Origin of the sequence: Kitasatospora sp. NPDC088346 (assembly GCF_044740765.1) — a bacterium.
Lineage (GTDB): Bacteria > Actinomycetota > Actinomycetes > Streptomycetales > Streptomycetaceae > Kitasatospora.
The window spans coordinates 307,464-319,512 of sequence record NZ_JBIURH010000004.1 but is presented as its reverse complement, the minus strand read 5'-3'; the positions used below and the strand labels follow the sequence as shown (position 1 = coordinate 319,512).

Below are 12,049 nucleotides of genomic sequence, written 5' to 3'. Positions count from 1 at the left end.
AGCGGCGCGGGTGGGGCGCCGTTCGCAAGGACGTCCGTACTGGCGTCCTGAAAGCACAAAAGGACCCGGGGGCGACTCTGCCCGGATCCCTCACGGCACCGAGAATAGCCGACCACGCCGCGCAGCGGGAGGGTGCGCAGCGTGACAGGGCCGGGATCCGGGCCCGTCGGGGCGTGACGTCCGCCACCCGTGGGCGCTTCCGGTGCCCGGTCCGCGACCTGGGGTGTTGCCGCGCGGACGGGTGATGGGGTCATCATGGGAGCCGCACCGGCCGCACCGTACGTGTACACCTTTGGCGTGGGCGGCCCGGCACGGGAGCCGGCCGCCGCACCGGGCGAGGACCACTGGAAGGGGTTGCCATGACTGCGACCACCGATGTCCGGACCGCGGACGCCTCACCCGTTCGAGTGAGCGGGACGCTGCGCTACTGGGCCGCCGCCAAGGCCGCGGCGGGGGTGGCCGAGGAGCCGTACCTGGCCGCCACGCTGGCCGAGGCGCTGGCCGGGGCGCGGGAGCGGCACGCGGACCGGCCGGAGCTGCTGCGGGTGCTCGGGGTCTGCTCGTACCTGGTCGACAGTGACCCGGTCGGCGGGCGGGACCACGCCTCGGTGCGGCTGAGCGCGGGCGGCACGGTCGAGGTGCTGCCGCCCTTCGCCGGGGGCTGAGCCCGGCGCTGCCGGGCATCCGCCAGGAACCATGGCGCCCGGGGTGATCGTCGTATCCCCGTACGGCTGTGAGGATGGACGACTGCACGCCGTTCGGCGGCGACGACCCACGGGGGAGTGAGATGCGGGGCTGGCTGAAGCTGACGATCGGTCTTGGGGTGCTGACCGGCCTGCTGGTCGGGGCGGACCGGGTCGCGGTCGGGGTGGCCGAGGACGAGGCCGCCGACCAGCTGGTGAGCAGCGGCCGGCTGAACACCCGGCCGCACGTGTCGATCGACGGCTTCCCCTTCCTCACCCAGGCGCTGTCCGGGGAGTTCGACGGCGTCCACCTCTCCGCGGACGGGGTGCAGGTCAGCGACGGGCGCCAGCAGGTCTCGGTGCACGCCTTCAAGGCCGGTCTCTCGGGCGTCTCGGTCGGCGACTCCTACCGCAGCGCCACCGTGCGCACCGCCACCGGCAGCGGACTGATCTCGTACCCGGACGCGGCCAAGCTGGTGCAGGGCGCGGACCGGCTGGACCTCTCCTACGGCGGGCCCGGCAAGGTGAAGGCCTCGGTGGCGGGGATCTCGATCGGCGAGGGCAAGGTGCACAGCGAGGGCAACACCGTGGTCGCCGACGGGTTCCAACTCACCGGCATGGCCGCGGCGTTGAACGGGAAGGTGAAGGACCTGCTGTCGCCGCGGAGCTTCACGCTGAGCCGGCTGCCGGCCGGTTTGAGCCTGGCGGGGGTGACCCCGGAGCCGGAGGGGCTGCTGCTGGACTTCCGCGGCAGCGACGTCCGGCTGATCGGCTGACGCCGGGCCCCGCGTTCCCTCCGTCCTCCCCGAGCCCTTCGTTCGCTCCGATCCCTTCGTTCGCTCCGTCCCGCTCCGCGAGACGCGCTGTCCAGCGCCGACCCGCGGAGCGGTGCCGTCCGGGCGTCCGGGAGGTGTCCGGGGCGCCCCGGCGCGGTGGAGTGGAGCCGGTGATTCGGCAAATCTCGCTATTCGGCCATTCTGGTCTCACTATTCGACACGCTGATGACAGCGGGCCCGGGATGTCCCTAGCATCGTCGACATGAAGCGACAGGCGGATCTCACGAAGCGGCGGGCGGTAGACCTGTGCCGCGTGTCCACCTGCCTGTGTCGAATGCGCTGACCGGGCAGTTCTGACCGGTATCTCCGGCTCGCCCGACCCGCTGCGACGACCCGACCCACGATAGTGGGCAGCGTTCGCACCTCCAGCTCCAGCACTGCCGGCCCCGGCCTCCCGCACTCCGCCCTGTCCCAGTATTCGGACAGAAGTCCGGACGGGCAGCCCCGGGCGCCCCCTGAACAGCCCTCTTCCGCCAACCGCCCCCGGATGGAGAAACCACCATGAGCCGCAGCGACGTCCTGGTAGACGCCGACTGGGTCCAGGCCCGCCTGGACGACCCGAAGGTCGTCGTCGTCGAGGTCGACGAGGACACCTCCGCGTACGACAAGAACCACATCCGCAACGCCGTCCGGATCGACTGGAAGAAGGACCTCCAGGACCCGGTCCGCCGCGACTTCATCGACCAGGCCGGCTTCGAGGCGCTGCTCAGCGCCAAGGGCATCGCCAACGACGACACCGTGGTGCTGTACGGCGGCAACAACAACTGGTTCGCCTCGTACGCCTACTGGTACTTCAAGCTGTACGGCCACGGCGACGTCCGCCTGCTGGACGGCGGCCGCAAGAAGTGGGAGCTGGACTCCCGCGAGCTGGTCGTCGAGCAGCCGGAGCGGGCCGCGACCCAGTACGCGGCGCAGCCCGTCGACTCCTCGATCCGCGCCTTCCGCGACGACGTCGTGAACGCGATCGGCACCCTGAACCTGGTCGACGTGCGCTCGCCCGACGAGTTCTCCGGCCGCCTGCTCGCCCCGGCCCACCTGCCGCAGGAGCAGTCGCAGCGCCCGGGCCACGTCCCGACCGCCCGCAACATCCCGTGGGCCAAGAACGCGAACGACGACGGCACCTTCAAGTCGGACGAGGAGCTCGCGGCGCTCTACACCGCCGAGGGCGTCGACCTGGCGAAGGACACCATCGCCTACTGCCGCATCGGCGAGCGCTCCGCGCTCACCTGGTTCGTGCTGCACGAGCTGCTGGGCCAGGAGAACGTCAAGAACTACGACGGCTCGTGGACCGAGTACGGCAGCCTCGTGGGCGTGCCGATCGCGCTCGGCGACAACTGAGCCTCGGCTCCACCGTAAGAGAGGGAAGACAGACATGTGCGGTGCGAAGGCCGGCGGCCCGGACCTGGCAGGAGTTGACGTGGCCAGCGAGACGATCATCCAGGGTTCGGTGACCCGGGACCAGGAGCCGGTGCACGGTTACGTGCGCCTGCTCGACCAGAACGGCGATTTCACGGCGGAGGTGCCCACCTCGTCGACCGGACAGTTCCGGTTCTTCGCCCGGCCCGGCACCTGGACGCTGCGTGCGCTGGTACCCGGCGCGACCGTCGACCGGGTGGTGGTCGCCTCCCAGGGCGAGCTCACCGAGGTCGCGATCGCGGTCTGAACCGACCGATCGCGGTCCGGACGGACCGTGAGCACCGAGGGCCCCCGCTCCGCGGGGGCCCTCGGTCATACCCTGGAGGTGTGCGGGCACACCGGCGCCACGTGCGCTACTTCGTGATGATGGGGGTCTGCCTCGGCCTGTTCGTGCTGGCCTGGGGCGTGGTGCGGTTCTGGTCGGTGCCGGCCGCGATCGGGATGTGCGTGGTGGCGATGGTGATCCCGCCGCTGGCGGCGATCCTCGCCAACCGGCGCGACCCCGAGGACGACTGGTGGAACGACCCGCGCTGGGACGACCCGAAGTGGGACGACCCCGGCCACGACCGGGACCACCCCGACCACGAGCGCCGCCCGTAGGGCGTCCTCAGTAGACCAGGGCCTGCACGCCGTCGGCCATGATCTCGCTCAGGAAGACCTGGGCGCCCGCGATCCGGACGCCCTCGACGGTGTCCTTCTCCTCGATCCCGCGCCGCGCCGCGCACTGGGTGCACAGGGTGACCGTCCCGGCCGCCAGCACCGACTCCAGCAGGTCCGGCAGCGGCGCCGCGTGCGGCAGCTCGAAGTCGGCGGCCCGGCCCGGCAGCGCGAACCAGGACGACTCCCCGGTCAGCCAGAGCGAGACCTCGACCCCGCTGGCGACCGCGACCGCGGCCACCGTGAAGGCCTGCGAGCAGCGCTCCGGCGCGTCGGCCCCGGCGGTGACCTTGATGACCAGCTTCTTCGACATGGCGACACCCTAGCCCGACGTGGTGGGGCTCACCGTGAGCGCCGGATCACCGTTGGATAGACTCGGCCGCGTCCGCCCTGTATGCCAATGCCGTCAATGGGAGCACCCCGTGTCCGGTCTCGAAATCTTCTTCGACAGCCTGCTGGCTCTGATGGCCGTGCTGATCACCTGGTTCGCGATCTTCTCGGTGATGAAGCTCTACCAGGGCCAGCGCTGACCGCGACTGCCGTACGGTTGATGGCGAACCCGTCCCGACGACAGTGACCAGGAACATGATCGAGATCCCTTCAGACCTCCACAAGGACGTCGTCCCGCTGGCCTTCCTCCTGGGGACCTGGGAGGGCGCCGGCGTCTTCGACTTCCCCGGCAGCGAGAAGTGCAACTTCGGCCAGGAGGTCGTGTTCCGGCACGACGGCCGCGCCTTCCTGGAGTTCCGCTCCCGTACCTGGGTGCTGGACAACGAGGGCGAGAAGGTCCGGCCGCTGGAGAACGAGCACGCCTTCTGGCGCGTCACCACCAACCAGCACGGCAGCTCCGGCGAGCGCGAGATCGAGGTCTCCTCCGTCCGCGACGACGGCACCGTGGAGATCTGGTACGGCAAGCTGCACGACGGCAAGCCGCAGATCGACCTGGCGACCGACGCGGTCGCCAGGATCGAGGGCTCGGCGGCGTACAGCGGCGGCAAGCGGCTCTTCGGGCTGGTCGGCGAGGAACTGCTGTGGGTCGGCGAGAAGTCCGCCCCCGAGGTGCCGCTGCGGCCGTACATGTCGGCCCAGCTCAAGAAGGTGCTCAACCCCGCCAAGCTGATCCAGGACATCGCGGACCTTCCGGACGACGGCATCGCCTTCTTCCGCTGAGCCCGCCCGGCACGGCGCAGGACGAGGGACCGACCACCCGGTCGGTCCCTACACTTGTCTCACGACCTCGACCGGGCAGGGACGACACCGTGGCCAACACCGACACCCCCAGCGGACTCCAGGGCACCACCGACTGGAAGACCGACCTGCGCGAGCGCGGTTACCGGCTCACCCCCCAGCGCCAGCTGGTGCTGGAGGCGGTGGACACCCTCGACCACGCCACCCCGGACGAGATCCTCTCCCAGGTCCGCAGGACGGCCAGCGGGGTCAACATCTCCACCGTGTACCGCACGCTGGAGCTGCTGGAGGAGCTCGGCCTGGTCAGCCACGCGCACCTCGGGCACGGCGCGCCCACCTACCACCTGGCCGGCCGGCACACCCACCTGCACCTGGTCTGCCGGGACTGCGACAAGGTCACCGAGACCGACACCGCGATCGCCGCCCCGCTGATCGACGGCCTGCGGGCCGAGCACGGCTTCGACACCGACCTCAAGCACTTCGCGATCTTCGGCCGCTGCGCCGACTGCACGGCGAAGCGGGAGCAGTCGCAGACCGGTTGAGCGGCGGACGTAAGCTGGCCGGTATGAAGAGCCCGCTGCTTGCCCTGCCCGGTGCCGTCCCCGCCGAGGGGGCCGACGAGGGCGTCGCCGCCCACTACGGCAACATCTTCCGCGAGCAGCGCGAGCTCGCCGAGGGACGTGGTTTCGTGGACCTCTCGCACCGCGGCGTGGTCACCGTCAGCGGCGCGGACCGCCTCTCCTGGCTGCACCTGCTGCTCACCCAGCACGTCAGCGAGCTGCCGCCGCAGCAGGCCACCGAGGCGCTGGTGCTCTCCCCGAACGGCCACGTCGAGCACGCCCTGTACCTGGTCGACGACGGCACCACGACCTGGGCCCACGTCGAGCCGGGCACCCAGCAGGCGCTGGTCGCCTACCTGGAGAGCATGAAGTTCTTCTACCGGGTGGAGGTCGCCGACGCGACCGCCGACTACGCGGTGGTGCACCTGCCCGCCGGCTCCACGGCCTCCGCCGAGGGCGCCGCGGCGGTACGCGAACTCCCCTACGGCCGGGACCTGTTCGTGCCGCGCGCCGAGCTCGCGGAGCTGGTCGGGGGCTACGGCCCGGCCGCCGGGGTGTGGGCGTACGAGGCGCTGCGGGTGGAGGGCCACCGGCCGCGGCTCGGCTTCGAGACGGACCACCGCACCATCCCGCACGAGGTGGACTGGCTGGGCAGCGCCGTCCACCTGCAGAAGGGCTGCTACCGCGGCCAGGAGACGGTCGCCCGGGTGCACAACCTCGGCCGTCCGCCGCGCCGGCTGGTCTTCCTGCACCTGGACGGCACCGAGGAGAAGCTGCCCGCGCACGGCACCGAGGTCCGGCTCGCCGCGGACGGCGGGGCGGGCCGCGCCCTGGGCTTCGTCACCTCCTCGGCCCGCCACCACGAGCTCGGCCCGATCGCGCTCGCGCTGGTGAAGCGCAACGTGCCGGTGGACGCGGTGCTGCTGGCCGGCACGGTGCCGGCCACCCAGGACGTGGTGGTCCCGCAGTAGCGGCTCAGACCTCCAGCAGCACGGTGAACGGTCCGTCGTTCACCAGCGCCACCTTCATGTCCGCGCCGAACCGCCCGGTCGCCACCGTCGCGCCCAGCGCCCGCAGTTCGTCCACCACCGCGTCGACCAGCGGCTCGGCGAGCGGGCCGGGCGCGGCGGCGTTCCAGGTGGGGCGGCGACCCTTGCGGGCGTCGCCGTAGAGCGTGAACTGACTGATCACCAGGAGCGGTGCGCCCAGGTCCGAGCAGGACCGCTCGGCCCCGTCCCCGCCGTCGAAGAGCCGCAGGGTCCAGAGCTTGCGGGCGAGTTGGGCGGCCTTCGCCGGGGTGTCGTCGTGGGTCACGCCCACCAGGACGCACAGCCCCGGGCCCTCGATCGACCCGACGCTCTCGCCGTCCACCGTCACGCCCGCCCCGGCCACCCGCTGCACCACTGCTCGCATGCCGCCATTCTGCCGGAGTGCAAGGGCGCGAATGACCTGTCCGCACGCCGGGGTGGCGCGCTGCGCGCCCCTGAGGGCGCGTGCCTGCCTGCGGATTGCTCCGGTCGTATCAGCCACCCCCGTTCGCCACGGGGCCGTTCGGGTGCTCGGGCGTGCACATGCCCGGGCGGGGGTGGCACGCTGTCGGACGGTGCCGTACGGTGCGCCGTCCGACGGTGTGCGGGCGGCTCGTACACCCGTACCGGCCGCAGTCGCCCGGGCGGGTGGCAGCGGGGTGCCGGGGGAACCCCCGGGGATGTCCGGGCGTGCTCCAGTACGGGCCCCGTACTGGAGTCAGGGCGGGATCGGATCACGGCAGGTGGTTGGATGATGGACGCGAGCGGGACGGCCCGGGAACAGGCCGGCTGGATCGGCCGGCTGGGCCTGGAGGAGCTGCGCGCGCTGCGCCGGGACGCCCAGGAGCAGGAGGCCGACCTCTCGTACCTCCGCCGTTTGCTGCACGGCCGGCTGGACATCCTGCGGGCCGAGCTCGACCGCCGGGAGGTGCCGCTCGACGAGTCCGCGATCGCCGCGTTCGACGTCGGCGCGCTGCTGGACCGGCTGCCGGCCATCCTGGCGGACCCCCCGTCCTCCGTCCGGCGCCCGGCCCGGCACGTCACCCTCGGGCCGCCGCGCAGCGAGCAGGCCCGCACCGAGGCGGACGAGCTGATGGGCGACGTCCAGCTGGCCGACCTGGCCGCGCACCCGACCGCCGACCTGCTGGCCGCGGTGGAGCGGCTGACCCAGCACGAGCGGGAGGTCTCCGGCCGCCGCCAGCTGCTGCAGCGGACGGCGGACGACTGCAGCGCGGAAATCACCCGCAGGTACCGTGAGGGTGAAGCACGGGTCGACGACCTGCTCACCGGGGGCTGAGGGGACCCGCCGGGGGCGGGACGGCGGCCGGGCCACCCTCACCCTGTGCCCCTGGAATCACTGGAGTCACCCCATGCCGCAGTCCACTCTGCCCGTACTCGCCGAGGTCGTCCGCTCCGGATTCACCGAGAGCCGTCACCGCGGCTCGCTGGTCCTGCTGGCCGCCGACGGCACGGTCGACCTCGCCCTCGGCGAGCCGGACGCCCCGATCTTCCCGCGGTCCACCGCCAAGCCCTTCCAGGCCGTGGCCACCCTGCGGGCCGGGCTGGCGATCGAGGGCGAGCTGCTGGCGCTGGCCGCCTCCAGCCACTCCGCTGAAACGTTCCACCTCGACGCCGTGCGGCGCATACTCGCCGAGGCCGGACTCTCCGAAGCCGACCTGAGGACCCCGGCCGACCTCCCCCTGGACGCGACCGAGGCCGAGCAACTGCTGCGCCGGGGCGGCGATCGCAGCCCGATCCTGATGGACTGCTCCGGCAAGCACGCCGGCTGGCTCGCCGCCTGCGCCGCCAACGGCTGGGACACCGCGAGCTACCTCGACCCGGCCCACCCGATCCAGTTGCTCGCCCGCGAGGCGCTGGAGGAGGCCACCGGCGAGCAGCCCGCCCACCTCGGCACCGACGGCTGCGGCGCCCCGCTGCTCGCCGTCTCGCTGACCGGCCTGGCCCGTGGCTACCGCGAGCTGCTGCTGGCCGAGCCCGGTACCGCGCCGCGCCGGGTGGCCGACGCGATGCGGGCACACCCGGAGTACGTGGCCGGCACCCGCCGGATCGACACCTGGCTGATGCGGGCCGTGCCCGGGGCACTGTCCAAGATGGGCGCGGAGGCCATCCAGGTGGTCGCGCTGGCCGACGGCCGGGCGCTCGCCTTCAAGATCGAGGACGGGACCGAGCGGGCCTGCGGCCCGGTGCTGGCCGAGGTGCTGCGCCGCCTGGGCGTCGAGCACGAGGTGCTGGACCGGATCGGCGCCGCGCCGCTGCACGGCGGCGGTGCGGTGGTCGGAGAGGTCCGGGCGGCCTTCTGAAGGGCTTCTGACTGGCTCCTGACGGCCTTCTGCGCGGGCGCCTCGCGGCGGTCGGGCGGCGTTCGCGGCGGCGCGGTGGCTCTTCCGGCGGCCCTTGCGGCGGCCCTTGCGGCCGCCCGCCACGGGCGGGTGCTCCGGCGCGCGGGGTGCGGCCGGGTGCGGCACGGTGGACCGGGGGACCTCGGACGTGCCGTACCGGACTGCTCAGGAGACTGCCATGACGGACCACATCTACCGCGTCACCGAGATCGTCGGCTCCTCCGGCGAGGGCGTCGACCAGGCGATCAGGAACGCCGTCGACCGGGCCGCCCAGACGCTGCGCAACCTGGACTGGTTCGAGGTGGTCCAGGTGCGCGGGCACATCGCGGACGGCCGGATCGAGCACTACCAGGTGGGGCTGAAGGTCGGCTTCCGGCTCGACGACGAGGGCTGATCCGGCGGGCCGCCCCACGTACGGTCGGGCAGCACCAGCGGCGCCCCGGTGCGGGGATGGTCCAGCACCTCCACCGGATGGCCGTACACCTCGGACAGCAGCGGCCCGGCGAGCACCTCGCGCACCGGGCCGTCGGCGACCGCCCGCCCGGCCGCCAGCAGCACCACCCGGTCGGCGTAGGCCGCCGCCAGTGACAGGTCGTGCAGGACGACCACCACCGCGTCCCCGGCGGCGGCGCGCTGCCGGGCCAGCCGCAGCACCAGCTCCTGGTGGCGCAGGTCGAGCGCGGCGGTCGGCTCGTCCAGCAGCAGCAGGCAGGCCCGCTGCGCGAGCACCCGGGCGAGTGCCACCCGGGCCCGTTCGCCGCCCGACAGGGCCGTGAACGGGCGTCCGGCGAACTGCGCCGTCCCGGTCAGCTCCAGCACCTCGGCGACCACCGCGTCGTCCTGCGCGGCGGCGGGAGTGCCGGCCCAGGGCGCGCGGCCCATCCGGACCACCTCGTCGACCGGGAAGGGGAACGACAGCCCGGAGGACTGCGGGAGCAGGGCGCGGTGCAGGGCCAGGTCGGCGACCTTCACCTCGGCCAGCGGCCCGCCGTGCAGCAGCAGGCTCCCGGTGGTGGGGGCGAGGTCGCCGGCGAGCACCCCGAGGAGGGTGGACTTGCCGGCGCCGTTCGGCCCGAGCAGGGCCAGCAGCTCACCGGCCCGCACGCCCAGGTCCACGCCCGCCAGCAGTTCGCGGCCGCCGAGTTCGAGCCGCAGCCCGGTCGCCGTCAGCACCTCGGCACCGGCGGCCGGCCGCTCGGGAAAGCGTCGCGCGCGCCTCATGCCCACCCTCCCTGACGGCTCCGGGTCCGGCGCAGCAGCCAGAAGAAGAACGGGCTGCCGATCAGGGCGGTGAGCACCCCGAGCGGGAGCTCGGCGGGCTGGGCGACGGTCCGTGCGGCGAGGTCGCCGGCGGCCAGCACCAGGGCGCCGCCGAGGATGCCGGCCGGCAGCAGGAAACGGTGGCCCGGCCCGGCGGCCATCCGCAGCAGGTGCGGGACGATCAGGCCGACGAAGCCGATCACGCCGCTGACCGACACGGCCGCCGCGGTCAGCAGCGCGACCACGGTGATCAGGGTGAGCCGCATCCGCTCGACGTCCACGCCGAGGTGCCGGGCGGGCTTCTCGCCGAGCGCCAGCAGGTCCAGCCGGCGGGCGTACAGCGGGGCGACGGCCAGGCCGACCACGGCGAACGGGAGGACGCCGAGCACCTTGCCCCAGGTGGCCTGGGCGAGCGAGCCGAGCTGCCAGAAGGTGACCTGGTTGATCGCCGCGCTGTCGGCGGTGAACAGGAAGATGCCGATCAGCGCGCCGCAGAAGGCGTTCACCGCGACCCCGGTGAGCACCAGGGTGACCACCTCGGTCCGGCCGCCGGAGCGGGCGAGTGCGTACACCGCGAAGACGGTCAGCAGGCCGGCGGCGAACGCGAAGACGGTGACCGTCCAGCTGCCGAAGGCGTCCAGGCCGAGCACGATGCAGCCGACCGCGCCGACCGCGCCGCCGGAGGAGACGCCGATCACGCCCGGCTCGGCGAGCGGGTTGCCGAAGACGCCCTGCATCAGGGTGCCGGCGCAGCCGAGCGAGCCGCCGACCAGCAGGGCCAGCACCACCCGGGGGAGGCGGACGTTCCAGAGCACCGACTCGGGCACCCGGTCCAGCGGGTGGCCGCCGAGTCCCAGGCGGTGGGCCAGCGAGGCGAGGATGTCGCCGAGCGGGATGTCGTACGCGCCGACGCCGGCGGCCAGCAGGGCGATGGCGACCAGCGCGGCGCCGAGGGCGGCGGTGAGCAGCGTGGTGCGGCGCGGGCGGCGGCGGCCCGGTGCGGCGGTGGGCGCGGTGGGCGTCACGGTCGGCGCGGTCACCCGGCGGTCCCGCGGTGGAGCTGGTCGGCGATCGAGCGGAGCACCTGGGGGGTGCGCGGGCCGTAGCTGAGCAGCATGCCGTCCTCGACGGAGACGATCCGGCGGTCCAGCCCGGCGGGGGTCTCGGCGACGCCGGGCAGCTTGAGCAGCGCGTCCACGCCGCCGACCGAGTCCAGGCCCTTGCTCATCACCAGGATGGCGTCGGGTGCGGCCTTGACCAGGGCTTCGCTGGTGAGCGGGGTGAAGTCGGAGGTGAGGCCGGAGGCGGTGCCGGCGTCGACGGCGCCGACGGCCTCCAGCAGGGAGGGGGCTCCGGAGCGGGCGCCGCCGAGCAGGTAGACCGAGGCCGAGCCGCGCAGGTAGAGGAAGGCGACCTTGGGCCGGGGGCCGGTGGGGGCCGTGGCGCGGACCTCGGCGGTGCGGGCGTCGGTGCGGTCGGTCAACTCCTTGCCGGCGGCGGGGACTCCGAGGGCGGCGGCGACCCCGGAGATCCGGCCGTCCACGTCGGAGAGCTGCTTGGCGTCGTCCAGGACGAGCAGCGGGACGCCGGCGGCGCGGATCTGCTCGACCGCCTCCGCCGGGCCGGTGGAGCGGTCGGCCAGGACGACGGTCGGGTGCAGGGAGAGCACGCCCTCGGCGGAGACGTCGTGGGCCTGGGTGATCACCGGCAGGGCGGCGGCCTGCTCGAAGGTGGTGGAGACGTCGCGGGCGACCACCCTGGAGCCGAGGCCGAGGCTGAAGACGATCTCGGAGAGGCTGCCGCTGAGCGGGATGATCCGCTCCGCGCTCGCGACGGTGACCTGCCGGCCGTCGGCCGAGGCGGTGGTCGTCGGGAGGGCCGGGGCGACGGCCGCGGTGACGGGTTCGACCCGGTCGGCGGCGGCCGGGGCGGCGGAGGTGCCGTGCCCGGCGCGGTCGGTGGCGCCGGTGCAGGACACCGCGGCGAGCAGGAGCGCCGCGACGGCCAGCGCGCGGGCCCGGAATGTGGTGGTGCTGCTCAACTGCGGCCCCTTCGTAGACC

Annotated in this window: 17 protein-coding genes; 12 read left to right on the top strand and 5 right to left on the bottom strand. The window is 73.6% G+C overall.

Features of this window, described 5'->3' with window-relative positions; genetic code table 11:
* Positions 1 to 359: 359 nt before the first annotated feature.
* From ACIOFR_RS09245 to ACIOFR_RS09220, 6 genes are all read left to right on the top strand, one after another.
* A complete protein-coding gene (locus ACIOFR_RS09245; RefSeq protein ID WP_400993924.1) occupies positions 360 to 665 on the top strand; it encodes a MoaD/ThiS family protein in 306 nt (101 codons plus the stop codon).
* A 122-nt stretch (positions 666 to 787) separates the two neighbouring features.
* Positions 788 to 1,459 (top strand): DUF2993 domain-containing protein, encoded by a 672-nt coding sequence (locus ACIOFR_RS09240; RefSeq protein ID WP_400993921.1) that lies wholly within the window; start codon positions 788 to 790, stop codon positions 1,457 to 1,459.
* 262 nt (positions 1,460 to 1,721) lie between these two features.
* Positions 1,722 to 1,802 carry a putative leader peptide gene (locus tag ACIOFR_RS09235; protein WP_350637490.1) on the top strand — a complete coding sequence of 27 codons (81 nt, stop codon included), beginning with the start codon at positions 1,722 to 1,724 and terminating at the stop codon, positions 1,800 to 1,802.
* A 218-nt stretch (positions 1,803 to 2,020) separates the two neighbouring features.
* Positions 2,021 to 2,857, top strand: coding sequence for a sulfurtransferase (locus ACIOFR_RS09230; protein ID WP_400993919.1), 837 nt, complete (start codon positions 2,021 to 2,023; stop codon positions 2,855 to 2,857).
* 34 nt (positions 2,858 to 2,891) lie between these two features.
* On the top strand, positions 2,892 to 3,182 hold the full coding sequence (locus ACIOFR_RS09225) for a DUF1416 domain-containing protein (protein WP_400993916.1): 291 nt from the start codon (positions 2,892 to 2,894) through the stop codon (positions 3,180 to 3,182).
* Positions 3,183 to 3,262: 80 nt separating this feature from the next.
* Entirely contained in the window at positions 3,263 to 3,535 is a 273-nt protein-coding gene (locus tag ACIOFR_RS09220; protein WP_400993913.1) for a DUF3099 domain-containing protein, read from the top strand.
* Positions 3,536 to 3,542: 7 nt separating this feature from the next.
* On the opposite strand, the gene ACIOFR_RS09215 is transcribed toward ACIOFR_RS09220, so the two are convergent.
* Positions 3,543 to 3,905 carry a DsrE family protein gene (locus tag ACIOFR_RS09215; RefSeq protein ID WP_400993911.1) on the bottom strand — a complete coding sequence of 121 codons (363 nt, stop codon included), beginning with the start codon at positions 3,903 to 3,905 and terminating at the stop codon, positions 3,543 to 3,545.
* 272 nt (positions 3,906 to 4,177) lie between these two features.
* Between ACIOFR_RS09215 and ACIOFR_RS09210 the strand changes: the two genes are divergently transcribed.
* The 3 genes from ACIOFR_RS09210 to ACIOFR_RS09200 all read left to right on the top strand — a co-directional run bounded on the left by ACIOFR_RS09210 (position 4,178) and on the right by ACIOFR_RS09200 (position 6,311).
* Positions 4,178 to 4,762 carry an FABP family protein gene (locus ACIOFR_RS09210; RefSeq protein WP_400993909.1) on the top strand — a complete coding sequence of 195 codons (585 nt, stop codon included), beginning with the start codon at positions 4,178 to 4,180 and terminating at the stop codon, positions 4,760 to 4,762.
* A gap of 89 nt (positions 4,763 to 4,851) precedes the next feature.
* Complete coding sequence (locus ACIOFR_RS09205; protein ID WP_400993906.1) at positions 4,852 to 5,322, top strand: Fur family transcriptional regulator; 471 nt, start codon at positions 4,852 to 4,854, stop codon at positions 5,320 to 5,322.
* 23 nt (positions 5,323 to 5,345) lie between these two features.
* A complete protein-coding gene (locus ACIOFR_RS09200; protein WP_400993904.1) occupies positions 5,346 to 6,311 on the top strand; it encodes a YgfZ/GcvT domain-containing protein in 966 nt (321 codons plus the stop codon).
* 4 nt (positions 6,312 to 6,315) lie between these two features.
* On the opposite strand, the gene dtd is transcribed toward ACIOFR_RS09200, so the two are convergent.
* On the bottom strand, positions 6,316 to 6,753 hold the full coding sequence (gene dtd / locus ACIOFR_RS09195; protein WP_400993901.1) for a D-aminoacyl-tRNA deacylase: 438 nt from the start codon (positions 6,751 to 6,753) through the stop codon (positions 6,316 to 6,318).
* Positions 6,754 to 7,119: 366 nt separating this feature from the next.
* On the opposite strand from dtd, the gene ACIOFR_RS09190 reads away from it, so the two are divergent.
* From ACIOFR_RS09190 to ACIOFR_RS09180, 3 genes are all read left to right on the top strand, one after another.
* Positions 7,120 to 7,665 (top strand): ABC transporter substrate-binding protein, encoded by a 546-nt coding sequence (locus ACIOFR_RS09190; protein ID WP_400993898.1) that lies wholly within the window; start codon positions 7,120 to 7,122, stop codon positions 7,663 to 7,665.
* Positions 7,666 to 7,738: 73 nt separating this feature from the next.
* The gene (locus ACIOFR_RS09185) at positions 7,739 to 8,689 is read left to right on the top strand and encodes an asparaginase (protein WP_400993895.1); all 951 of its coding nucleotides are present in this window, start codon (positions 7,739 to 7,741) and stop codon (positions 8,687 to 8,689) included.
* A gap of 217 nt (positions 8,690 to 8,906) precedes the next feature.
* Positions 8,907 to 9,122: a dodecin gene (locus tag ACIOFR_RS09180; protein WP_400993892.1), complete on the top strand. Its 216-nt coding sequence runs from the start codon at positions 8,907 to 8,909 to the stop codon at positions 9,120 to 9,122.
* Here the strand turns inward: ACIOFR_RS09180 and ACIOFR_RS09175 are convergent.
* Genes ACIOFR_RS09175 through ACIOFR_RS09165 form a run of 3 tightly spaced genes read right to left on the bottom strand, consistent with a single transcriptional unit; the run spans position 9,074 to position 12,029 of the window.
* Entirely contained in the window at positions 9,074 to 9,949 is an 876-nt protein-coding gene (locus ACIOFR_RS09175) for a heme ABC transporter ATP-binding protein (protein ID WP_400993889.1), read from the bottom strand. The two genes, ACIOFR_RS09180 and ACIOFR_RS09175, sit on opposite strands and share 49 nt — an antisense overlap.
* Positions 9,946 to 11,028, bottom strand: coding sequence for a FecCD family ABC transporter permease (locus ACIOFR_RS09170; RefSeq protein ID WP_400993887.1), 1,083 nt, complete (start codon positions 11,026 to 11,028; stop codon positions 9,946 to 9,948). The genes ACIOFR_RS09175 and ACIOFR_RS09170 overlap by 4 nt, the downstream gene beginning before the upstream one ends.
* Positions 11,025 to 12,029 (bottom strand): hemin ABC transporter substrate-binding protein, encoded by a 1,005-nt coding sequence (locus ACIOFR_RS09165; RefSeq protein ID WP_400993884.1) that lies wholly within the window; start codon positions 12,027 to 12,029, stop codon positions 11,025 to 11,027. Before ACIOFR_RS09165 ends, ACIOFR_RS09170 begins: the two co-directional genes overlap by 4 nt.
* Positions 12,030 to 12,049 lie beyond the last annotated feature (20 nt).

Excerpts from the sequence above, each read along its gene's own strand:
- ACIOFR_RS09215 (WP_400993911.1), bottom strand. The coding sequence starts at position 3,905 with ATGTCGAAGAAGCTGGTCATCAAGGTCACCGCCGGGGCCGACGCGCCG.
- ACIOFR_RS09245 (WP_400993924.1), top strand. The coding sequence starts at position 360 with ATGACTGCGACCACCGATGTCCGGACCGCGGACGCCTCACCCGTTCGA.
- dtd (WP_400993901.1), bottom strand. The coding sequence starts at position 6,753 with ATGCGAGCAGTGGTGCAGCGGGTGGCCGGGGCGGGCGTGACGGTGGAC.
- ACIOFR_RS09230 (WP_400993919.1), top strand. The coding sequence starts at position 2,021 with ATGAGCCGCAGCGACGTCCTGGTAGACGCCGACTGGGTCCAGGCCCGC.
- ACIOFR_RS09235 (WP_350637490.1), top strand. The coding sequence starts at position 1,722 with ATGAAGCGACAGGCGGATCTCACGAAGCGGCGGGCGGTAGACCTGTGC.
- ACIOFR_RS09210 (WP_400993909.1), top strand. The coding sequence starts at position 4,178 with ATGATCGAGATCCCTTCAGACCTCCACAAGGACGTCGTCCCGCTGGCC.
- ACIOFR_RS09225 (WP_400993916.1), top strand. The coding sequence starts at position 2,892 with ATGTGCGGTGCGAAGGCCGGCGGCCCGGACCTGGCAGGAGTTGACGTG.
- ACIOFR_RS09175 (WP_400993889.1), bottom strand. The coding sequence starts at position 9,949 with ATGAGGCGCGCGCGACGCTTTCCCGAGCGGCCGGCCGCCGGTGCCGAG.
- ACIOFR_RS09190 (WP_400993898.1), top strand. The coding sequence starts at position 7,120 with ATGATGGACGCGAGCGGGACGGCCCGGGAACAGGCCGGCTGGATCGGC.
- ACIOFR_RS09200 (WP_400993904.1), top strand. The coding sequence starts at position 5,346 with ATGAAGAGCCCGCTGCTTGCCCTGCCCGGTGCCGTCCCCGCCGAGGGG.
- ACIOFR_RS09240 (WP_400993921.1), top strand. The coding sequence starts at position 788 with ATGCGGGGCTGGCTGAAGCTGACGATCGGTCTTGGGGTGCTGACCGGC.
- ACIOFR_RS09185 (WP_400993895.1), top strand. The coding sequence starts at position 7,739 with ATGCCGCAGTCCACTCTGCCCGTACTCGCCGAGGTCGTCCGCTCCGGA.
- ACIOFR_RS09180 (WP_400993892.1), top strand. The coding sequence starts at position 8,907 with ATGACGGACCACATCTACCGCGTCACCGAGATCGTCGGCTCCTCCGGC.